Source organism: Rhizobium sp. N324 (assembly GCF_001664485.1).
Taxonomy (GTDB): domain Bacteria; phylum Pseudomonadota; class Alphaproteobacteria; order Rhizobiales; family Rhizobiaceae; genus Rhizobium.
Genome location: NZ_CP013630.1, coordinates 1,771,822 through 1,792,111 on the forward strand (window position 1 = coordinate 1,771,822; position 20,290 = coordinate 1,792,111).

The 20,290-nt window shown below is 62.3% G+C and carries 18 protein-coding genes and 3 tRNA genes; 9 read left to right on the forward strand and 12 right to left on the reverse strand.

Translation table 11 applies throughout. From position 1 onward, the window contains the following. Positions 1-18 precede the first annotated feature (18 nt). Entirely contained in the window at positions 19-1,308 is a 1,290-nt protein-coding gene (locus tag AMK05_RS08480) for a dihydroorotase (protein WP_064838092.1), read from the reverse strand. Beyond that, positions 1,305-2,261, reverse strand: a complete 957-nt coding sequence (locus AMK05_RS08485; protein WP_003587231.1) for an aspartate carbamoyltransferase catalytic subunit — start codon at positions 2,259-2,261, stop codon at positions 1,305-1,307. The genes AMK05_RS08480 and AMK05_RS08485 overlap by 4 nt, the downstream gene beginning before the upstream one ends. Before the next feature lie 179 nt (positions 2,262-2,440). Here AMK05_RS08485 and AMK05_RS08490 point away from each other — a divergent pair, with 179 nt between their 5' ends. Continuing rightward, positions 2,441-4,099 carry an acyl-CoA dehydrogenase family protein gene (locus AMK05_RS08490; RefSeq protein ID WP_064838093.1) on the forward strand — a complete coding sequence of 553 codons (1,659 nt, stop codon included), beginning with the start codon at positions 2,441-2,443 and terminating at the stop codon, positions 4,097-4,099. Positions 4,100-4,395: 296 nt separating this feature from the next. Here AMK05_RS08490 and AMK05_RS08500 read toward each other — a convergent pair whose 3' ends face one another. Further along, complete coding sequence (locus AMK05_RS08500; protein WP_064838095.1) at positions 4,396-4,605, reverse strand: type II toxin-antitoxin system VapB family antitoxin; 210 nt, start codon at positions 4,603-4,605, stop codon at positions 4,396-4,398. Positions 4,606-4,744: 139 nt separating this feature from the next. Further along, on the reverse strand, positions 4,745-7,627 hold the full coding sequence (locus tag AMK05_RS08505; protein ID WP_064838096.1) for a ribonuclease E/G: 2,883 nt from the start codon (positions 7,625-7,627) through the stop codon (positions 4,745-4,747). A gap of 625 nt (positions 7,628-8,252) precedes the next feature. Between AMK05_RS08505 and AMK05_RS08510 the strand changes: the two genes are divergently transcribed. From AMK05_RS08510 to prfB, 3 genes are all read left to right on the forward strand, one after another. Beyond that, positions 8,253-9,539, forward strand: a complete 1,287-nt coding sequence (locus AMK05_RS08510; RefSeq protein WP_064838097.1) for an N-acetylmuramoyl-L-alanine amidase — start codon at positions 8,253-8,255, stop codon at positions 9,537-9,539. Between the two features lie 366 nt (positions 9,540-9,905). Next, positions 9,906-12,365 carry a penicillin-binding protein 1A gene (locus tag AMK05_RS08515; protein ID WP_064838098.1) on the forward strand — a complete coding sequence of 820 codons (2,460 nt, stop codon included), beginning with the start codon at positions 9,906-9,908 and terminating at the stop codon, positions 12,363-12,365. Positions 12,366-12,465: 100 nt separating this feature from the next. Continuing rightward, positions 12,466-13,597 (forward strand): peptide chain release factor 2 gene (gene prfB / locus AMK05_RS08520; RefSeq protein WP_171899759.1). Its coding sequence is split into 2 segments (ribosomal slippage): positions 12,466-12,534 and positions 12,536-13,597, totalling 1,131 coding nucleotides; the frame shifts between segments, so codons are not numbered across the junction. A gap of 55 nt (positions 13,598-13,652) precedes the next feature. Here the strand turns inward: prfB and AMK05_RS08525 are convergent. From AMK05_RS08525 to AMK05_RS08535, 3 genes are read right to left on the reverse strand one after another with little or no spacing between them, the layout of a single operon-like run. Next, positions 13,653-14,672 carry an alpha/beta hydrolase family protein gene (locus AMK05_RS08525; RefSeq protein WP_064838100.1) on the reverse strand — a complete coding sequence of 340 codons (1,020 nt, stop codon included), beginning with the start codon at positions 14,670-14,672 and terminating at the stop codon, positions 13,653-13,655. Between the two features lie 34 nt (positions 14,673-14,706). After that, a complete protein-coding gene (locus AMK05_RS08530) occupies positions 14,707-15,216 on the reverse strand; it encodes a hypothetical protein (protein WP_064838101.1) in 510 nt (169 codons plus the stop codon). Positions 15,217-15,220: 4 nt separating this feature from the next. Next, positions 15,221-15,994, reverse strand: coding sequence for an NAD kinase (locus tag AMK05_RS08535; RefSeq protein ID WP_064838102.1), 774 nt, complete (start codon positions 15,992-15,994; stop codon positions 15,221-15,223). A 156-nt stretch (positions 15,995-16,150) separates the two neighbouring features. Between AMK05_RS08535 and AMK05_RS08540 the strand changes: the two genes are divergently transcribed. Further along, positions 16,151-16,226: transfer RNA gene (locus AMK05_RS08540), tRNA-Thr, on the forward strand. Positions 16,227-16,409: 183 nt separating this feature from the next. Next, positions 16,410-16,751, forward strand: coding sequence for a hypothetical protein (locus AMK05_RS08545; RefSeq protein ID WP_049734089.1), 342 nt, complete (start codon positions 16,410-16,412; stop codon positions 16,749-16,751). Between the two features lie 69 nt (positions 16,752-16,820). Here AMK05_RS08545 and AMK05_RS35145 read toward each other — a convergent pair whose 3' ends face one another. After that, a complete protein-coding gene (locus tag AMK05_RS35145; protein WP_171899760.1) occupies positions 16,821-16,958 on the reverse strand; it encodes a hypothetical protein in 138 nt (45 codons plus the stop codon). Between the two features lie 166 nt (positions 16,959-17,124). After that, positions 17,125-17,283, reverse strand: a complete 159-nt coding sequence (locus AMK05_RS35150) for a hypothetical protein (RefSeq protein WP_171899761.1) — start codon at positions 17,281-17,283, stop codon at positions 17,125-17,127. Positions 17,284-17,489: 206 nt separating this feature from the next. Between AMK05_RS35150 and AMK05_RS08550 the strand changes: the two genes are divergently transcribed. After that, the gene (locus AMK05_RS08550; protein WP_064838103.1) at positions 17,490-18,224 is read left to right on the forward strand and encodes a hypothetical protein; all 735 of its coding nucleotides are present in this window, start codon (positions 17,490-17,492) and stop codon (positions 18,222-18,224) included. Positions 18,225-18,250: 26 nt separating this feature from the next. On the opposite strand, the gene AMK05_RS08555 is transcribed toward AMK05_RS08550, so the two are convergent. From AMK05_RS08555 to AMK05_RS35155, 3 genes are read right to left on the reverse strand one after another with little or no spacing between them, the layout of a single operon-like run. Beyond that, on the reverse strand, positions 18,251-18,943 hold the full coding sequence (locus AMK05_RS08555) for an AprI/Inh family metalloprotease inhibitor (protein ID WP_064838104.1): 693 nt from the start codon (positions 18,941-18,943) through the stop codon (positions 18,251-18,253). 37 nt (positions 18,944-18,980) lie between these two features. Continuing rightward, complete coding sequence (gene rlmB / locus AMK05_RS08560; protein ID WP_064838105.1) at positions 18,981-19,871, reverse strand: 23S rRNA (guanosine(2251)-2'-O)-methyltransferase RlmB; 891 nt, start codon at positions 19,869-19,871, stop codon at positions 18,981-18,983. Continuing rightward, complete coding sequence (locus AMK05_RS35155) at positions 19,868-20,044, reverse strand: hypothetical protein (RefSeq protein WP_010069471.1); 177 nt, start codon at positions 20,042-20,044, stop codon at positions 19,868-19,870. Before AMK05_RS35155 ends, rlmB begins: the two co-directional genes overlap by 4 nt. 30 nt (positions 20,045-20,074) lie before the next feature. Between AMK05_RS35155 and AMK05_RS08565 the strand changes: the two genes are divergently transcribed. Continuing rightward, positions 20,075-20,159: transfer RNA gene (locus AMK05_RS08565), tRNA-Tyr, on the forward strand. A gap of 25 nt (positions 20,160-20,184) precedes the next feature. Then, a tRNA-Gly gene (locus AMK05_RS08570) sits at positions 20,185-20,258 on the forward strand. Positions 20,259-20,290: the final 32 nt, after the last annotated feature.

Consider the following 20,290-nt stretch of genomic DNA (forward strand, 5'->3'; position numbering starts at 1 on the left):
CTTTAAGGACGCCGTTTCCTAGAGTGCGTGGACAAGCTTTCCCGAGACATATGTCGCGACCGCTCGCCCGCTGAAGCGCGCATCTTCGAACGGCGTGTTCTTCGAGCGAGAGAGAAGCATGTCTTTGGCGACAAGCCAAGGCTCATCGAGATCGATCAGCGCGATATCGGCCGCAGCCCCCGGCTTCAGCGTGCCGGCGGGGAGGCCGAAAATTTCAGCCGGGCGGGTGGACATGGCGTCGATCAGGCGCATCAGGCTCACTTGGCCGCCATGGTGAAGCCTGAGAGCCGCCGCCAGCATGGTTTCAAGGCCGACCGCGCCGTCTTCAGCTTCGCCAAAGGGCAGGCGCTTCGTATCGACGTCCTGCGGGTCGTGCGAGGAGACGATGATGTCGATCGCGCCGCTTGCCAGCGCCTCGACCATGGCCACCCGGTCGTCTTCCGGGCGCAGCGGCGGATAGAGCTTGAAGAAGGTGCGGTATTCGCCGATGTCGTTTTCGTTGAGCGCCAGATTGTTGATCGAGATGCCGGAGGTGACCTTGGCGCCGCGGCTGCGGGCGCGTTCGATCGCCTCGACCGATTGCGGCACGGAGATCATCGCGGCATGATACCGGCCGCGCGTCAGCTCTGCGATCCTGAGATCGCGCTCGAGCGGGATGAGCTCTGCTTCTCTTGGAATGCCGGAGAGCCCGAGCCAGCTGGCGAAAAGCCCCTCATGCATGACACCGTTGGCGCCGAGATATTTGTCACGCGTTTCGCAGCAAATGACGGCACCGAATTCGCGCGCATAGGTCATGATCCGCCGCAGCACCTGCGTGTCGTGGACGCTGGAATGAGCATCGGTGAAGGCGACGGCGCCTGCCTGCATCAACAGGCCGATCTCCGTCATCTCCTCGCCGGCAAGACCCTTTGTGAGGGCGGCGGCCGGATAGACGTTGACGGCAGCGGTATCGCGCGCCGTCTTCTTGACGAATTCGACAAGTGCGATGTCGTCGATCACGGGATCGGTGTCCGGCATCATGATGATCGAGGTGACACCGCCGGCTGCGGCCGCCCGGCTTGCCGAGGCGATCGTCTCGCGGTGCTCGCCGCCGGGTTCGCCGATATGGACGCGCGCATCGACGAGGCCGGGCGTGGCGACAAGGCCCGTGCAGTCACGGATATCAGCACCTTCAGGTGCACCCTGGTTCTGCGCCGCGCTGCCGGCAGCAAGGATCACACCACCTTCGGCGATGATCGTGCCCACCTCGTCGAGATGGCGCGAGGGATCGACGATGCGGACGTTCTGGAGGACGATCGCGTTGCTCATGCCTTCAATCCATCGGTTCGGGGACCCTGGTTCTGGGAGACGAGCAGCGTCTCCATGACGGCCATGCGCACAGCGACCCCCATTTCCACCTGTTCGGCGATCACGCTCTGCGGACCGTCAGCCACCTCGGAGGCGATCTCGACGCCGCGGTTCATCGGGCCGGGATGCATGACCAGCGCATCCTCTTTCGCCGCCTTCAGCGTTTCGGCGTCGAGCCCGTAGAAATGGTAGTATTCGCGCACCGAAGGCACGAAGGCGCCGGACATGCGCTCGCGCTGCAGCCGTAGCATCATCACCACGTCGGCGTCCTTCAGCCCTTCCTTCATCGAATGGAAGACCTCGACGCCCATATCGGCGATGCCGGCGGGCAGGAGGGTGGCGGGCGCGACGACCCGCACGCGGGCACCCATGGCGTTGAGCAGCAGGATATTGGAGCGCGCCACGCGTGAATGCAGCACGTCGCCGCAGATCGCCACGATGATGCGCGAGAGCTTGCCCTTGGCGCGGCGGATCGTCAGCGCGTCGAGCAGCGCCTGGGTCGGATGTTCGTGCTGGCCGTCACCGGCATTGACGACCGAGCAGGAGACCTTTTGGGCGAGCAGGGCGGCCGCTCCGGCGCTCGAATGGCGGATCACCAGTACGTCGGGGCGCATCGCATTCAGCGTCATCGCCGTATCGATCAGCGTTTCGCCCTTCTTCACCGAGGAGTTTCCGACCGACATGTTCATCACGTCGGCGCCGAGCCGCTTGCCGGCAAGCTCGAAGGAGGCCTGTGTGCGGGTCGATGCTTCGAAGAAGAGGTTGATCTGCGTCAGTCCGCGCAGCGTCGATGTCTTCTTCTCTCGCTGGCGGCTGATCTTGACGGCTTCGTCGGCCTTATCGAGCAGATAGGTGATATCCTGCTCGGTGAGGCCCTTGATGCCGATGAGGTGGCGGTGGGGGAAAAAGACCATGACCCTGCCTCTTGCTGTCTCTGGCGGGTCTATAAAGAGTGCGGCCCGCCGGGGCAAGCATGCGCTGTGGGCAAAGGCTTATGTCCCCATGCATTTTCGCCAAAATTCCGATAGAGCAGAATGAACCGAATCATAACTTCCGGTTTCCCTTTGCCGGGTTCTTACACTAGAAGCGAATTATGACCTCCGCCAACCGGACTGACGAAAAACTCGCAGAACTCAACCAGCCGAGCCTGTGGTCCGGCATCAACGCCTATCGGTCCGATCCGCTGATCGTCGATCTGACGGCGGCTCTGCCCCGGGGCATCCGCGAGGACCTGGAAAACATGGGCCGCTACGTCACTTCGCCGGAGGCGCAGGAGCTGGCGCGCATGGCGAACCAGGGCGCGCCTCAGCTGCGTACCCACGGTTCCCGCGGCGAGCGCCTCGACGTCGTCGAGTTCCACCCCGCCTGGCACGCGCTGATGCGCCGCTCCATGTCTGTGGGCCTGCATTCCTCCGTCTGGGATCCGCAGGCCGATACCGATGCCAAGGATGAGGCCCACAAGGTTCGCGCCGCCCGCTTCTATCTGACGGCGCAGCTGGAATCCGGCCATCTCTGCCCGCTGACGATGACCAGCGCCTCGGTTGCCGCGCTTTCGGCGTCGCCCGCGGTGCAGAAGGACTGGGCGCCAAAGATCCTCTCGCGCAAATATGATTCGTCCAACAAGCCCGCCATGCAGAAATCCGCCGTCACCATCGGCATGGGCATGACGGAAAAGCAGGGCGGCACGGATGTGAGGGCCAACCGGACCGCTGGCGAAAAGGTCAGCGAAGGCATCTACCGGCTGTCCGGCCACAAATGGTTCATGTCCGCGCCGATGAGCGATGCCTTCATCATGCTGGCGCAGACGAAGGAGGGCATGGGCTGCTTCCTGGTGCCGCGCCTGCTGGAGGATGGCTCCGCCAACGGCCTGCAGTTCCAGCGTCTGAAGGATAAGGTCGGCAACCGCTCCAACGCCTCTGCCGAAGTCGAATTCTCAGACACCTTCGGCTTCCTGCTCGGCGGCTCCGATGCCGGGATCCGCACCATCCTCGACATGGTGACGCTGACGCGGCTCGACTGTGCGCTGGCTTCGTCAGGCATGATGCGCGCCTCGCTGGCCGAGGCCGTGCACCACACCCGCGGCCGCAGCGTCTTCGGCAAGATGCTCGTCAACCAGCCGATCATGACGCGCGTGCTGGCCGACATGGCGCTCGATGTCGCCGCAGCCACCGCTCTCTCCTTCCGCCTTGCCGACGCCTTCGACAAGGCGCGCGGCAATGCCGAGCAGGCGGCCTATGCCCGCGTCATGACGCCGGTCGCCAAATACTGGTGCTGCAAGATCGCCCCGGCGCTGATCTACGAGGCGATGGAATGCATCGGCGGCAACGGCTATATCGAAGAGCGCCCGATCGCCCGCCATTACCGCGAAGCCCCCGTCAATGCCATCTGGGAAGGCTCCGGCAACGTCATGGCGCTCGACGTGCTGCGTGTATTGAACCGCGGCAAGGATCTGTTCGAAACCGTTTTTTCAGGCCTTGCCCGCGATCTCGGCCCGGCCGGCAAGAAGACGATCGACGTGCTGCGCGCTGCAATCGCACTCTGCGAACAGGACGAGGGGGCCGCGCGCCTGCTCGTCGAGCAGCTGGCGCTTGCCGCCGGTGCCGCCGAACTCTATCGGCTGGGGGCAGGGCGCATTGCCGATGCCTTCATCGAGACGCGCCTTGCCGGCGGCTGGCGCTCCACCTACGGCATGCTCGATTCCCGCTTCGACGCCAGCTACATCGTCGATCTGCTCTATCCCCCGGCGGCCTGACCGCAGCGGACAATGATTGCTCTTCGCTGGCATCGATCTCAGCGATATCGACGCGCGCGTCGCGCCGATGGTTGCCCCTCACCCTAACCCTCTCCCCGTTCTGATGGGGAGAGGGGACGTGCCCTGCGAGAGGTTGGTGGGGAACGGAGAAGTCGCGGCTATCCTCCTTCGCCCCGCGAGCGGGGAGAAGGTGCCGGCAGGCGGATGAGGGGCTGGCCTCGGCGATCTCCCGGACCGGGCTGGCCGCACCTATCCCGCGCAGATGCACGGATCCAAATCCGAACTGTGGACGACGATCACCGTCTGTCGTCCGGCTGGTCGCAACGTCTCTCTTCCAGGTTGCCTTCCCAGCCTATCCCTGCGAGATCTGCGATCGCATTTTTCCGGCGGTGCCTCTCGATGAGGATTCGTAAAGCCTGTTCGACGGCGGCCTCTTTTGTCGCCAACCCCGTGACGATCATTGCTGCGTCGAGCAAGCCATCATCGATATCGATCGTTGTAGGCATGACCACCTCAAATGTCCCAATATCGTGAAGGTAGACGCCCGGCCCTCAGGGTTCAACTTTGCTAAAGAAGCTCGCCACAAACAAAAATCCGGCCGCGTCGCCACGGCCGGATTGATTATTTACGTCCAAAAATCAGCGTTCAAAAGAAGCCACGGCGCTGCCACCAGCCGGCTTTCTTCGGCTTGCCGTCATCGCTTTCGGCATTTTCGCTGCGGGTGGATTTCACCGTCGGCTCGGAGGAGGTGATGTTGGATTCGCGGTTGGCGCGAACCGGCTTTGCCTCTTCCGGGGCTTCTTCCTGGGCGGGCGTTTCAAGATCGGCGGAGGCCTCGACCAGCTCCGGCGCGGGTTCGGCGACAGGAGCCGCTTCTACCACCGGCTCCTCGACCGGCGCTGCAGCGGCTTTGCGACGGCCGCGGCCACGGGCGGGCTTCACATCCTCGGTGACAACAGCCGCAGCCTCGACGGCGGCAGCTGCGGCCTGGCTTTCGCCAGCCTGATCGGCAACCGCTTCGACAGCTTCTGCTTCCCCAGGAACGCCTTCGTTCGAAACGTCGTCGCCTTCGCTCTCGTCAGGCCCATTGTCTTCACCGGCTTCGCCGGCCGTCAGTTCAGAACCGTCCTCGGCGCGGTTGCGGCGGCCGCCGCGTTTGCCGCGGCGGCGGCGCTTGCGGCGCTGCGATTCTTCGCTCTCAGCCAGCGTCTCGGACGTGGCTTCGGTGTTTTCATCACCTTCGCCGCCCTCGTCGTCGCCGTCTTCATCCTCGTCGCCGGCTTCGCCAGTCGCCGATGCCGGCTGCTCGGCATTGCCGTTGCGGCCGCGCCGGCGCCGGCGGCGCTTGCGCTTGCGGTTGCCGTCACCTTCGCCTTCCGAGCGCGCCGCAACGGGTCGCTCGGCAGCGGCCGGCTTTTCCTCGATTTCCTCGTCTTCGTCCTCATCCATTTCGATGACGATGTCGTCGTCGTCATCCTCGGGAATGGCTGCGAAATTGAAGAGCGTCTCGATCTTGACCGGGTTCTCCACAGCCTCGCCGCGATCGATGGCGAAATGCTGCGCGCCGACCGAACCGTCCGCATCGATGACGATAGCGACGCCGAAACGATTTTCGTAGTCGATGATCGTCTGGCGCTTGTGGTTGAGCAGGTAGAGCGCAATGTCAGGCGTGGTGCGTACGCTGATGTTGTGCGTGGTATTCTTGAGCAGATATTCCTCGATACCGCGCAGGACATGCAGCGCGACGGAGGACTGCGAACGCACATGGCCGCTGCCGCCGCAATGCGAGCAGACCTGCGTCGTCGATTCGAGAACCGAGGCGCGGATGCGCTGGCGCGACATTTCCAGCAGGCCGAAATGCGAGATCCGGCCGACCTGGATGCGGGCGCGATCGTTCTTCAGGCATTCCTTCAGTTTCTTCTCGACGGCGCGGTTGTTGCGTTTTTCTTCCATGTCGATGAAGTCGATGACGATCAGGCCGGCAAGGTCGCGCAGGCGAAGCTGGCGGGCGACTTCGTCGGCAGCCTCGAGGTTGGTCTGCAGCGCGGTGTCTTCGATCGAGTGTTCTCGGGTCGAGCGGCCGGAGTTGACGTCGATCGAAACCAGCGCTTCGGTCTGGTTCATGATCAGGTAGCCGCCGGACTTCAGCGTCACCTGCGGCTGCAGCATGCGGTCGAGCTGGGCTTCGATGCCGGAACGCGAGAAGATCGGATGGATGTCGCGGTAGGGCTGAACCACCTTGGCATGGCTCGGCATCAGCATCTTCATGAAGTCTTTCGCTTCACGATAGCCTTCTTCGCCGGAGACGATGATCTCGCCGATATCCTTGTTGTAGAGGTCGCGGATCGAGCGCTTGATCAGCGAGCCTTCCTCGTAGACTAGGCAGGGCGCGGTGGATGCCAGCGTCAGCGTGCGGACGTTTTCCCAGAGGCGCATCAGATATTCGAAGTCGCGCTTGACCTCGACCTTGGTGCGGTTGGCGCCGGCTGTGCGCAGGATGACGCCCATGCCCTGCGGCACCTCGAGCATGCGCGCGATTTCCTTCAGGCGCTTGCGGTCGGCAGGGTTGGTGATCTTGCGGGAAATGCCGCCGCCGCGCGCCGTGTTCGGCATCAGCACGGAATAGCGGCCGGCAAGCGACAGATAGGTGGTAAGAGCTGCACCCTTGTTGCCGCGCTCTTCCTTGGCGACCTGCACCAGCAGGATCTGACGGCGCTTGATGACTTCCTGGATACGGTACTGCTTGCGCGGCTTGCGCTGCACGCGGTCCGGCACTTCTTCCATCGCGTCTTCGGCGCCGACAGATTCGATGACTTCCTCTTCGCCGTGATCGTCATCATCGTCGTCATCATCGTGGCGACGCTTGCTGGTATCGACATCTTCGGAGATCGAGTCGGTTTCCACCATGGCGGCCATCGCGCCGCCGGTCGAACCGTCATCCTCGTTGTCGACGCTCGCAGCGCCTTCGGCCTCGACATCAGTGGGAACGGCGTCCTCGGTCGCGGTCGTCTCGGCAACCGGTTCGGCGGCCTTCTTGCGGCTGCGGCGCGGTCTTGCCTTCTTGGCCGGCGCTTCTTCGGCGGCCTCGGGCGCTGCCGCGGCTTCTACCGCCGGCTCTTCCGTTACATCTGCCGTTTCCGGCGCCGCTGCCGGCACGATGCCGACATCCGGCTGATCCTGCTTGGAAAGATCGACCATCGGCGCGGTTTCGACATGCTCGACGTCTTCGTCGCGGCGATGCTCCTCGGCTTCGGCCCGAAGCAGCGCCTGACGGTCGGCAAGCGGTATCTGATAATAGTCGGGATGAATTTCGGCGAAGGCCAGGAAGCCGTGCCGGTTGCCGCCGTAATCGACGAAGGCGGCCTGCAGCGAGGGCTCGACCCTCGTTACCTTTGCCAGATAGATGTTGCCGCGGATCTGCTTCTTGTGCTGGGACTCGAAGTCAAATTCTTCTATGCGGTTCCCGCGAACGACAACGACGCGCGTCTCTTCCTCGTGAGACGCATCGATAAGCATTTTGTCTGCCATGTAAGCTGTGCTCCTCGGCGTGGCCGCGAGAGCGCATTCCCGACTGCTGTTGAAACAGAAAGAATGCGGTCCGCAGTGGCCGCGCCGGATAATGAAAGTCGCGCCTGATGCGAGGGGGAGGGCAGCAGCCAGACCGCAGCCGGAACCATTTCGGTCCGGGGCCTGTACACTTCAGATAAAACCTGCTGCGAAACCATCAACAACCAAGCGTGATCGACAAATACGAAGACCCATTCGGGTCCGATGAGTTTGCTCCCTGAGAGCGTGGTGGCTGATCCACCAATGAATTCCGACAATGAGCCGGAAAATCAGGATCCAGTTCTACGGGTGAAGCGCATGAGACGGCGGACGATGACCGGTGTGGCGCCAGGTCCAGATCTGGCTGGCAGCCTTTGCGGCGACTCTATCCCGTCAACACTTTACCCTAAAATTCGTTGTATGTTTTCCGTGTCACAATAGCAAGGGAAAAGCCAAATGTGCCATAATATTGATGGATTTCGTAACGCATAGAAGCTGGGGATAAAGCGATTGCGATTCGGCAGGCCGCAACGGGTGTTTCGTCCCAACGACGTTCGACGCGGCCGCGCCGGCTCCATCGCAGTAACAGATAGGGTGTGGCGGTTTATTGTTTAAGAGGGCTCGGACCGCGGTGAAATCCGCAATGCGGCGATCGACATGCGCAAGGCGGGTTCTGACGGCGTTTCTGGCCGTTGGTCTGTTGTCGGCTGTTGTTGGTTCCGTCGAGGCCAAAGATCCGCTGCTTGCTTATGGCGCGCGCATCATCGGCGACGATGCAAGAACCCGCATCGTCATCGATTTCGATCGGGAACCGCGTTTTTCCGTCCACTATATCGCCAATCCCGAACGTATCGTCGTCGACCTGCCGGCGACCGCCTTCGGTTTTCCGGCCAAGGATCTCGCTGCCCGCGGCCTGTTCAAGGATATTCGCTACGGTAAGATGGACGAGGAGAGTGCCCGCATCGTGCTGACGACGGCAGGGCCGGTGAAGCTGGCGCTCGCCAAGGTACAGGCCGACGAGGCCGGCAAGGGCCATCGCCTCGTGCTCGATGCGGAGATGATCGACAAGCAGGCCTTTGCCGAACTGGTCAAGACGCAATCCTGGGGCGATCGGGCCTGGAGCGATCGGACCTCGAACGATGAGACCGGCGCAGCCCAGACGACGAGCGCCATTCCGGCACCTGAGAAAACCGCTCCCGGGGATTTCGTCATCGCGGTCGACGCCGGCCATGGCGGCATCGATACCGGCGCGATCGGCGTCGACACCAAGACCGAGGAAAAGCAGGTGACGCTCGCCTTCGCCAAAGCCTTGACCGAGCGGCTGAACAAGGAGCCGGGCATCAAGGCTTTCCTGACGCGCAAGGATGACGAGTTCCTGTCGCTGTCGCAGCGGGTGCTGATCGCCCGCCAGAACCATGCCGGGCTGTTCATTTCGCTGCACGCCGACACCCTGAAGCAGAAGGATATCCGCGGCGCCACCGTCTACACCATCTCCGACAAGGCATCCGACAAGCTCGCCGCCGACCTTGCCGAACGCGAAAACCTCTCCGACCAGATCGCCGGCAAGGAGACTGTCGCCGAGCCGCCCGAGGTCGCCGATATCCTGCTCGATCTGACCCGGCGCGAGACCCAGGCCTTTTCGATCTCGCTGGCCGAAAGCGTGCTGAATTCGTTCAAGGACCAGGTCGGCACCATCAATAATCCGCACCGTCATGCCGGTTTCCGCGTGCTGCAGGCCCCAGATGTGCCGTCGATCCTTCTCGAGCTCGGCTTCCTCTCGAACGCCGAGGACGAGAAACTGCTGCTCGACGAGACCTGGCGCGGCAAGATCGTCGGTCTATTGACCGACGCAGTGAAGCGCTACCGCGCCGCCGTCATCGCCAATGGCGGCTGATGCCCGCCGCGCCCCATAAATCCATAGGGGTTTCAGGTCGATGAAATCCATAAAAACAGAGACTTAATGTGCATCGCATGATTCAAACTCTGAGCAGCATGGCTCGGATGGGCGGCGGCGACGGGCGTTGCTTGGATGTGACAGTCCCGATGAAACGCGCCCGCGGCGGTGAATGCGGCGGGCAGGGCCCTATTTTCCTCACAATCGCGCCGTTACTCCGGCTTATGTTTCGTAAGCCTTGAGCGCGGAATCGGCTTGTGGCGGTAGCGCTCATGGAGTAAGCCGCGCAACGTGCAAATTGCCTTGATCGGTGCAATCGTTGCGTTCTGCGCCGATTGAAGATCGAAGAGACCGGTAGCTGAAAATATGGTTAGACTTTTTGGATATTTCTTCGGAATGGCCTGCGTCCTGTTTCTGGTCGCGGCGGCGGGTGTTGCCATCTATCTCGCCAACGTCGCGAAGGATCTCCCGGACTATGCCGTTCTGAACAGCTACGCGCCGCCGGTGACCACCCGTGTCCACGCCGGCAACGGCGCGCTGATGGCCGAATACGCCAAGGAAAAGCGTCTCTTCCTGCCGATCCAGGCCATCCCCGACCGTGTCAAGGCGGCTTTCCTGTCGGCCGAAGACAAGAATTTCTACAATCATCCGGGCGTCGATCTCACCGGCCTCGGCCGCGCCATCCTCGTCAACCTGCAGAATTTCGGTTCCGGCCGCCGCCCGGTCGGCGCTTCCACGATCACCCAGCAGGTGGCCAAGAACTTCCTTCTGAGCTCTGACCAGACGATCGACCGCAAGATCAAGGAAGCGATCCTGTCCTTCCGCATCGAGCAGGCCTACAGCAAGGACAAGATCCTTGAGCTCTACCTGAACGAGATCTTTTTCGGCATGAATTCCTACGGCATCGCCGGCGCCGCGCTGACCTATTTCAACAAGTCCGTCACCGAACTGACCGTCGCCGAAGCCGCCTATCTGGCATCCTTGCCGAAAGGCCCGGCCAATTATCATCCTTTCCGCCATCCGGAAGCTGCGCTCGAGCGCCGCAACTGGGTGATCGACCGCATGATCGAGAATGGCTATGTGAGCCAGAGCGACGGCGTGGAAGCCAAGAAGCAGCCACTCGGCGTCACCGCCCGCACGACCGGCCCCTCGCTTTTTGCTTCGGACTATTTCGCCGAAGCCGTGCGCCGCCAGCTGATCGACCAATATGGCGAGAAGGTTCTCTATGAGGGCGGCCTTTCTGTACGCACCTCGCTCGATCCGCAGATGCAGCTCGCCGCCCGCAAGGCGCTGCAGGACGGTCTGGTGACCTATGACGAGCGTCGCGGTTTCCACGGGCCGATCAAGCAGATCGATGCAAGCGGCGACTGGGGCAAGGCGCTTGCCGATATTCCGGCACTCGCCGACGTGCCGGAATGGCGGCTGGCCGTCGTGCTTGCGGTTTCCGACAGCAATGTCGATATCGGCCTGCAGCCGGCCAAGGATGGAAGCGGCAAGGTTTCGGCCGACCGTCAACGCGGCACCATCGATGCCAAGAACATGCAGTGGGCCTTCCGTTCGGCCGACGCCGCCCGCAAAAGCACGAAATCGCCGGTCGGCGCCGTAGCCCCCGGTGACGTCGTCTATGTCGCAAAGCTCGGCGGCGACGCCTCGACCTCCTATCGCCTGCAGCAGCCGCCGAAGGTGCAGGGCGGCCTGGTCGCCATGGATCCGAAGACCGGCCGCGTGCTAGCCATGGTCGGCGGCTTCTCCTATTCGCAGTCCGAATTCAACCGCGCCACCCAGGCGATGCGCCAGCCGGGCTCCTCGTTCAAGCCCTTCGTCTACGCCGCCGCGATGGATAACGGCTATACGCCGGCTTCCGTCATCATGGATGCGCCGATCGAGATCGTCTCCGGCGGCCAGGTCTGGAAGCCGGAAAACTACGGCGGCGAAGTCGGGGGCCCGTCGACGCTGCGCTCGGGCATCGAGCATTCGCGCAACCTGATGACGGTGCGTCTCGCCAACGATCTTGGCATGAACATCGTCGCCGAATATGCCGAGCGCTTCGGCATCTACGATCACATGATGCCGGTTCTCTCCATGTCGCTCGGCGCCGGCGACACCACGGTACTGCGCATGGTCTCGGCCTATTCGGTCATCGCCAATGGCGGCAAGCAGATCAAGCCGACCTTGATCGACCGCATCCAGGACCGCTACGGCAAGACGATCTTCAAGCATGAGGAGCGTCTCTGCGAAGGCTGCAATGCCGGCGACTGGCAGAACCAGGAAGAGCCCAATGTCGTCGACAACCGCGAAACCGTTCTCGACCCGATGACCGCCTATCAGATCACCTCGATGATGCAGGGCGTTATCCAGCGCGGCACCGCCGCCGGCAAGATCGATCTCGGCGGCCGCGACGTGGCCGGCAAGACCGGCACCACCAACGACGAGAAGGACGCCTGGTTCGTTGGCTTCACCCCGGATCTGGTCGCCGGCCTCTATATGGGCTTCGATACGCCGGCCCCGCTCGGCCGCGGCGGCACCGGCGGCGGTCTCTCCGCTCCGATCTTCAACGAGTTCATGCAGGCCGCCGTCAAGGACGCGCCGGAGTCGAAATTCGTCATTCCGCCGGGCATGAACCTGATTTCGATCGACCGCAAGACCGGCATGGCCGCCATGGACGGCGATCCGAACACCATCATCGAGGCCTTCAAACCAGGCACCGGCCCGGCCGACAGCTTCAACGTCATCGGCATGGATAGCACCATGGCGCCGGAAGAGATCCTGAAGACCTCGCCGCAGGCAAACCAGGCCGTCCAGACCGGCACGCCCGGCCTGTTCTAACCATCGCCGAATTTTGAACGCCCGCCGCGGCTCTTTACATCCGCGGCGGGCGTCTCTATGTCCACCAGCACCGGAAGAACCGAGACAGAGAAGCAGGAAAATGCGAGCGGAAATCGAAAACGTGGTCGATGAAACCAAGCAGGCTATCACCCTGCTGAGGAGGCATCTTTGACTGGGACCAGGCGATAAGACGGCTGGACTGGTTGAACAACAAGGCAGAGGATCCGACCCTCTGGAACGATGCGCAGGAAGCCCAGAAGCTGATGCGCGAGCGCCAGCAGCTCGATGACGGCATCAATGGCGTCAAGCAGCTGGAACAGCAGCTGAATGACAATATCGAGCTGATCGAACTCGGCGAGGAAGAGGGCGACGAAGGGGTCGTTAAGGAAGCCGAGGATACGCTGAAGGCCTTGAAGGCCGAGGCCGCCCGCCGCCAAGTCGAAGCCATGCTCTCCGGCGAAGCCGATAGCAACGACACCTATCTCGAAGTCCATTCCGGCGCCGGCGGCACCGAGAGCCAGGACTGGGCGAACATGCTGCTGCGCATGTACACCCGCTGGGCCGAACGCCAGCGTTTCAAGGTCGAGCTTCTCGAGGTCCATGACGGCGAAGAGGCGGGCATCAAATCCGCGACCCTGCTCGTCAAGGGACACAATGCCTATGGCTGGCTGAAGACGGAATCGGGCGTGCACCGGCTGGTGCGCATCTCGCCTTACGACAGCAACGCGCGTCGCCACACCTCCTTCTCGTCGATCTGGGTCTATCCCGTGGTCGACGACTCGATCCAGATCGAGATCAACGAAGGCGATTGCCGCATCGACACCTATCGTTCGTCGGGCGCCGGCGGTCAGCACGTCAACACCACCGACTCGGCCGTGCGCATCACGCATATGCCGACCGGCATCGTCGTGCAGTGCCAGCAGGAGCGTTCGCAGCATAAAAACCGCGCGAAGGCGTGGGACATGCTGCGCGCCCGCATGTACGAAGCCGAGCTGAAGAAGCGTGAGGACGCCGCAAACGCCGAAGCCGCCTCCAAGACGGATATCGGTTGGGGCCACCAGATCCGCTCCTACGTGCTGCAGCCCTACCAACTGGTCAAGGATATGCGCACCGGCGTCGCCAGCACCGCGCCGGACGACGTGCTCGACGGCGAACTCAACGAGTTCATGGAAGCGGCGCTTGCCCACCGCATCAGCGGCGCCGCCGACGCGGTCGTCGACGACGTGGACTGACAGACAAAACCACGATTGAGACGAGAAAGCCCCGGAGACGGGGCTTTTTTGATGCTCAGGCCATCGCTTTGACAGCGCTGTCCTGAAACAGCGCTGCCGACAGATCGGCAATCTCGTCATGAATGGCCGCGCGCTCGATATCAGGAGGATCGGTAAAGAGCTCTGCCGCAAAGGCCAGGCCGAGGGCGGTACCTTCAGGCACGAAGACATAATGGCCAAGCCCGCCGCCGAAGATTTTAAGAGAACTGCGCCGGAGCCGCGCATGCAGCCATGCGGAACATTCTTCGGCCGGTGCCGCCCTGTCGGCATCGCCGACCACAATGAGGGCGGGCGCGTCGACGGCTTTCAGGCTTTCCTCGCTGAAACCGAAAATGGAGCGGCCCGGCGCGCACAGGAGTGCGGCCTTGATTCTGTCGTCCCGGTAAGACTTCGACATGCGCGACCATGAATGGCGAAAGACATCGCTGGTGCGAAGCAAGGTCGGGATATGATCGGCAAGGTCGGGAAATTCCCTTGGTCCGCGCGCCGCGCCCGGCTTCATCCTGGATAGTTCGAACTGCGAAAACCGGGCGACAGCGCCGAGAAGCAGCATCACGCTATAGGCTCCGGCCGAAAATCCGGCTGCGAACACGCGGGTGGTATCGATATGAGTGGAGAGATCGCCGAGCCAGTCATCGCGGCGGTCGAGCATGAAGCTCAGATCCGGCGCCCGCTCCCAAAGGCAGGCAAAGCCTTCGGCGCGATAGGGCTCGTTGCCGGTATTGCCGTGATGGTTGACGCCGAGCGCTGCAAATCCGCGCTCGGCGAGCCGTCGCGCCAGCCACTCCAATCCCGCCGCGGATCCGCCGGTGCCATGCGACAGCAAGACGAGGGGATAGGGCCGGGCCTCAGGCCGGATGGCTGCGTCGCGGGCGACGACCGCCTTCTTGAACCAGCTTCTTTCCGCCGTATCGTTTTCCAGCGCCGCGTCGGCAGCCGGATACCACAGCGACCAGCTGATGGGTCTGGGGCCGTCTGCGTCCCAGTTCGATCTGTTGTCGTCGTAAAGGACGCCGTCGCGGAAGCCGAGTTTCATTTCTTCAGCACCTTCCCGAACGGATCCTCGCGGTTCAATTCGTCGCCTTCTGGACGGTGATGTCGCCGAATTCGTCGATCAGCACGGTCCAGCCATCCGGCTCGGCATTGGGATCCGTCTTCAGATAAATCGTGGCGAACAACCCGGGTTCCTTAATGATGCCGTTCGAATTTTCGGGGCGTATATCGGTAATATAAGGCTTGAGGTCGCTGATTTCCTGCAATTCGACGGTAGAAGCGATCGTCGGGCCGGTCTCGGTCTGGGCAATCTGCTGCAAATAGACCTTCGAGGTCCTGTCTGCTTGGCGCACGGCAAAGAGCTTGTAGTAGCCGTGGCGCTGCGTGGCCTTTGCCTGCGGGTTGGCAACGCTCTCGGCGGCTGTCGGCGCCCGCTCGACATCAGGTGCGTTGCCGTCATCCTCCCAATAGCCGGTGCTGGTTGCGAAAATAACCGATGCCGGCAGGATGGCGTCCTGCGCCGGCAAGGCTGCGGCCGACCATCCGATGAGGAAACCGGTGGTCATCAATATCCGTCGCATTGCCATCGTCTTAATCCTTGAACTGCTCGGCGAGAATACGGTCGGACCAAGAGCGGTCGGGATCGGAAAGAATGCGCGCCGTCATATGCTCCGACTGGGCGATGCGGACATGCAGCACCGATTTGACCTCGGTATTGTCGGCCACCGCATTGACCGGCCGCTTCACCGGCTCGAGCACGTCGATATCCACCGTCACCTTGTTCGGCAGCAGTGCGCCCCGCCAGCGCCGTGGCCTGAAGGCGCTGACCGGCGTCATGGCGAGCAGCGGCGCCTCCAGCGGCAGGATCGGGCCATGGGCGGAAAGATTATAAGCCGTCGAGCCGGCAGGGGTCGCGACCATCAGCCCGTCGCAGATCAGCTCCTCCAGGCGCACGCGCCCGTCCACCGTCACTCTCAGATTCGCCGCCTGATATGACTGGCGGAAAAGATAGACCTCGTTGATGGCGAGCGCCGTCGAATTGGTGCCGTCGGCATTGGCCGTCGTCATCTGCAACGGCCGGAAGACGTTTTCGACGGCGTCGCAGATGCGCTGCTGAAGCTGGTCGGTGCGATAGTCGTTCATCAGGAAACCGACCGAGCCGCGATTCATGCCGTAGACCAGCTTGCCGGAGTTCATGGTGTTGTGCAGCGTCTGCAGCATGAAACCGTCGCCGCCGAGCGCGACGATGACATCGGCATCGTCGGCCGGCACGTCGCCGTAGATGCGAATCAACTCCTCGCGCGCGGCGAGCGCCTCCGTCGTCGGCGAGGCGATAAAGGAAAGAGTCTGAAATGAACGGCCCATGCAATGCCCTTTGTGAAGCTGCTCTAGCTAACGGATAAAGGGCTGGCGCGACAAGGACGTTTTCTATCGCCAGGCGTTTGAGCGGCAGCCGACCTGTCCGCACAGACACGAATTTTCCTTTACAGAACCTTAGAATCTGCTAGTTGGGCACCTGTTGCCCTTGTAGCTCAGTTGGTAGAGCACCTGATTTGTAATCAGGGGGTCCCGGGTTCGAACCCTGGCGGGGGCACCATCTTTTTCCGCGTCATATCCCTGCCCAGACGATCGCTATGGTTCGACGTCGCTTAGCTCGATCGCACCGGCAGATTTTTTCAGCCATCGCACATCGCTTGATGAACCTTGTCTGAAGGGCTGCTTCAGCGCCAATTCAGCCGCGCGGGTTTAACTTCGCCTCATCATCAATGAGGAAGCAGCCATGAAGCTCGCACATCTCTTTTTCGCCGCAACCATATCTGTCGGTGCGGCTTTGGCATCCGTCGCCCCGGCAACCGCCATGCCCGTCGACCGGCCGGCGGTGTCGGCCCAAGGCGATATCGTTCAAATTCGTGATGGCTGGCGCCATGATCGCGGCGGTGACGACCGTGGCTGGCGTGATGAGCGTGACGACCGTGGTTGGCGCCATCAGCGCGATTGGCGCCGGTCCGACTGGCGCGGTGATGACTGGCGCTGGCGCCGGTGGCGTGCCGAGCGTTGGCAGGAACGCCGTGAGTGGCGCCATCGCGATCGTGATATGCCTTTCTGGCTCTACCGCGGCTGACGCCAACAGCGTCTGTTGCGCGTCCGAGACGCGCGGCGAGAGAACGGCCCGGATCATCCGGGCCGTTTTTTAATGACTGACGGGTTCGTTGACGCTTGCCTCGAGCTTGCTGCCGTTGCCGGTCTGGCCGGCGCCCGACGGCGACAGGATTGCGATGCTGAGCACGGAGGCGACCATGAAGGCAACGACGGCAATCATTATGCGCATAGGCGTTCAATCCTCGTTCAGTGGGGATTAACGCGCCATTGTCGTCCGCGTTCCTGTCAGGGCTAAAGCGCGCCGCATCGAATTTGATTCATGCTACGCGCTTTAGCCTTTTGTTCTTATGCATGTCGTTACTCCGGAACCGCTGCACACTTCCGGTCGACATGCATTATTGCATCGTCCCCGGCGTCGCGGGGCCGGGTGCCGTCGGCGACAGGGGATCGGGCTGGTGGACCGGATGCGAGGTGTCCACCCAGATGATGCTGAGGATGATCCCGACGAAGACCGCGATGAAGAGGATACCGAAAATCAGCGGTCGAATAGCCATGATGGGGATCGTTCCTTCTTGCTTCCGACCGGTCGTTGCAATCGGTCATCGCCCGATCATAATGCTCCAGGAGGTCTTTCCAAGGCAAAATCGAATTTCTCCGGCATCGCTCGAGCCTCGCTGGGCTATCGCAGGCCTCCGTTTTCCATCTGTCGCACCGGGTTGAACTGTGTCAGGGATGCCTGAAACAGTTGGGGACGGACGTCATGAAGCGCATGGTTACAGCATCGGTCATTGTCGCGGCATTCGTCTCCGTCGCCGGAGCCTCGGAAAATGCGGCCGCTTTCGACAAGCCGATAAAAGTCGATGTGGTCGCGTTGCCGAAGGATGAGCTCAATCCCGATGCGAAACCGAAGATCACCTGCAGCCGCTATCCCACCTTCATGGTCAAGGTGGTCGATCTCGGTGAAGTCGGCGCCGAAAAGCTGGCACTGCTTGCCGCCGATGCGCCTTGTGAGCGCACAAGCGAGCGCGAGCGGGTGATCGCCGACGATACCGCCGGCTATCTCATGGGTGTCAGCGGTGGTTTCGTCTTTTTCCGGGCGGCGGACGGGTGGAACGGCGGACTGCCTTTCGTCGTCTACGATGCGGCGACGGGTGAGAGGCTGCTCGACGATTCCCTCGAGGGCGACGATTTTGCCGCGATAAGGAGCGGGAAGGGGGAGCTGACCCTCGATTTCCGCCGCGTCTACACGGCGTCCTGTTCGCTCTATCCGGAGCGTGCTGCCTGTGCGAAGACGATCGCCGCCGACATTGGCCTGTCGCAACTGCCGGATTGCACCGCCGCCTACAAGGCGGAAATCAAACGCAGCCCCGACCATGCCGGCGAAATCGACAAACTGCCGAGCGTGATCGTCTATCCCGTCGAACTGACCTATGCGGCGGGCGACACTTCGCGCCGTGCGTTGGAAGGACCGACGGCCTGCCGCGTACCGGACTGACCGGCGTGTTGGCGGTTGCGTTCGAATCATTGACGCACGAGCGACAGCGGCTTGCCGCCTTCTTCCTTCGATTTGTCGAAATTGCCGTCGGCGCGCATGTCGAAGCCAAGCGATGAGCCGTCACCGCCCATCAGCGTCAGGCCGAAACCTTCGATATGCCAGACCGCGAGTTTCAGCCCGGAGACTTTGGCGGCGCAGTCGCCGGACAGCGACAGCGGCGCATTGCCGTCCGCATCGGCATGGCCGTCGAGCGTCACCCCGCAAAGCCTTTCGCCGTCCGGTCTTTGCATCGTCCATATCCCGGCAAGGCTGCTGACGCTCGGCAGGCGATCGATGCCGTCAGGCGCGGCGATCAGCAAAAGCGGCGTACCGTCCTGCGTCTTCAGCGGCGAGCCCTCGTTTTCGACGAAACGGGCGAGCACCTTGCGCGTCGCATCGATCAGGATGACGCCGCCATTGCCGTCGAAATTCCAGGCAGCGGCTTCGGCAAGAGCTGGCAGCGGCTTGGTGCAGGCGGCCTGGCCGGACAGCGAATGACCGCCGATCGCCATGTCGGTTTCGAGCGTCATCCGGCATCCCGCGCGCCCATCTTCCGGAGCGACGAGATAGGTTCCGGCCTGCGCTTTAAGGATATCGGGATCGATATCCTGCCCATACGTCTGACCGCAGACGAAGAGGGCGGCTGCGGAAGCCGCGAGCCGAAAGACGAAACGGATCATGACAGTCCCCCTTGTCGCTGCCCGCATGCGGACCGGCCTATGCCTTCAGGTAAAGCTGCGCCGCATAAAGCGCAATTGCCGCAGCATTCGAAACGTTCAACGATTTGATGGCGCCAGGCATGTCGAGACGGGCAAGCGCGGTAACGGTTTCCCGCGTCTTCTGCCTGAGCCCCTTGCCCTCCGAGCCGAGCACCAGCGCCACTTTCTCGCCAGAGAAGGTGCCCTCGAGCGGCGCCGGTCCTTCCGAATCGAGGCCGATGGTGGAGAAGCCGAGCTTGTGCAGTTCACCGAGCGCATCGGCGAGATTGGTCACCTGTATATAAGGTATCAGTTCCAACGCGCCGGAGGCGGATTTGGCAAGCACGCCTGACTCTGTCGGACTATGTCTCTGGGTGGTGATAACGGCACCGGCATTGAAGGCGACGGCCGAGCGCATGATCGCGCCGACATTGTGCGGATCGGTGACCTGATCGAGAACGAGCAGGAGAGGGCTGTCCTTCAGGGCTTCGAGCCGGCGCACCGGCAGCGGCCGTGTTTCCAGCATGACGCCCTGATGGATCGCCTCGGGGCCGAGCACCTTGTCGATATCCTGCGGCGAGACGATCTCGAAGGGAATGCCGAGCGCTTCGGCGTCGACTTCGAGCCGCGCCAGCGCGTTCTGGGTCACAAAAAGCTTAATCTTCTTGCGCTCGGGATTGTCGAGGGCGGCGCGCACCGTATGCAGGCCGTAAAGATGCACCTGGTCGGGCGCCAGCGCCGGTGGCTTCCAGTCGTCGCCGCCGCGCCTGCGCTTCTGCGGCTGAGGCGTCGGAATCTCGCCGCGTTCACGCTTGGCGTCACGGTGGGCGCGCCGCAGCGTGGCGTAATGCGTATCCTTGGCCGATGGGTCTGTCGCGGCCTTGCCGCCGGGTTTTTTGTCTTTGCTCATGCGGCTTTATAGCCATGGCGCTCGCCGCCGCATAGGCTTTCTTTCATATGCCGGCTTTCGGCGGCGAATGAAATTTTTCGTGTTTTTTCCGTGGTCATCGTGTTGACAGACTGAAATGCTCCGGTCATATACGCGGCGCAGACGACGGGCGGCAACGCTTCGAAGTCTGACAAACTTGGTCTTCTAGATCCGGACGAAAAACTGGAGAGATGCCCGAGTGGTTAAAGGGGACGGACTGTAAATCCGTTGGCTCAGCCTACGTTGGTTCAAATCCAACTCTCTCCACCATTCGTCATCGGATCGGACCAACCCCGCGGGTATAGCTCAATGGTAGAGCAGCAGCCTTCCAAGCTGAATACGCGGGTTCGATTCCCGCTACCCGCTCCAGTTCTCAAAAGCTCAATTCAAGTGACTGGCGC

Excerpts from the sequence above, each read along its gene's own strand:
- AMK05_RS08480 (WP_064838092.1), bottom strand. The coding sequence starts at position 1,308 with ATGAGCAACGCGATCGTCCTCCAGAACGTCCGCATCGTCGATCCCTCG.
- AMK05_RS08485 (WP_003587231.1), bottom strand. The coding sequence starts at position 2,261 with ATGGTCTTTTTCCCCCACCGCCACCTCATCGGCATCAAGGGCCTCACC.
- AMK05_RS08490 (WP_064838093.1), top strand. The coding sequence starts at position 2,441 with ATGACCTCCGCCAACCGGACTGACGAAAAACTCGCAGAACTCAACCAG.
- AMK05_RS08500 (WP_064838095.1), bottom strand. The coding sequence starts at position 4,605 with ATGCCTACAACGATCGATATCGATGATGGCTTGCTCGACGCAGCAATG.
- AMK05_RS08505 (WP_064838096.1), bottom strand. The coding sequence starts at position 7,627 with ATGGCAGACAAAATGCTTATCGATGCGTCTCACGAGGAAGAGACGCGC.
- AMK05_RS08515 (WP_064838098.1), top strand. The coding sequence starts at position 9,906 with ATGGTTAGACTTTTTGGATATTTCTTCGGAATGGCCTGCGTCCTGTTT.
- AMK05_RS08525 (WP_064838100.1), bottom strand. The coding sequence starts at position 14,672 with ATGAAACTCGGCTTCCGCGACGGCGTCCTTTACGACGACAACAGATCG.
- AMK05_RS08530 (WP_064838101.1), bottom strand. The coding sequence starts at position 15,216 with ATGGCAATGCGACGGATATTGATGACCACCGGTTTCCTCATCGGATGG.
- AMK05_RS08535 (WP_064838102.1), bottom strand. The coding sequence starts at position 15,994 with ATGGGCCGTTCATTTCAGACTCTTTCCTTTATCGCCTCGCCGACGACG.
- AMK05_RS08545 (WP_049734089.1), top strand. The coding sequence starts at position 16,410 with ATGAAGCTCGCACATCTCTTTTTCGCCGCAACCATATCTGTCGGTGCG.
- AMK05_RS35145 (WP_171899760.1), bottom strand. The coding sequence starts at position 16,958 with ATGCGCATAATGATTGCCGTCGTTGCCTTCATGGTCGCCTCCGTGCTC.
- AMK05_RS35150 (WP_171899761.1), bottom strand. The coding sequence starts at position 17,283 with ATGGCTATTCGACCGCTGATTTTCGGTATCCTCTTCATCGCGGTCTTC.
- AMK05_RS08550 (WP_064838103.1), top strand. The coding sequence starts at position 17,490 with ATGAAGCGCATGGTTACAGCATCGGTCATTGTCGCGGCATTCGTCTCC.
- AMK05_RS08555 (WP_064838104.1), bottom strand. The coding sequence starts at position 18,943 with ATGATCCGTTTCGTCTTTCGGCTCGCGGCTTCCGCAGCCGCCCTCTTC.
- rlmB (WP_064838105.1), bottom strand. The coding sequence starts at position 19,871 with ATGAGCAAAGACAAAAAACCCGGCGGCAAGGCCGCGACAGACCCATCG.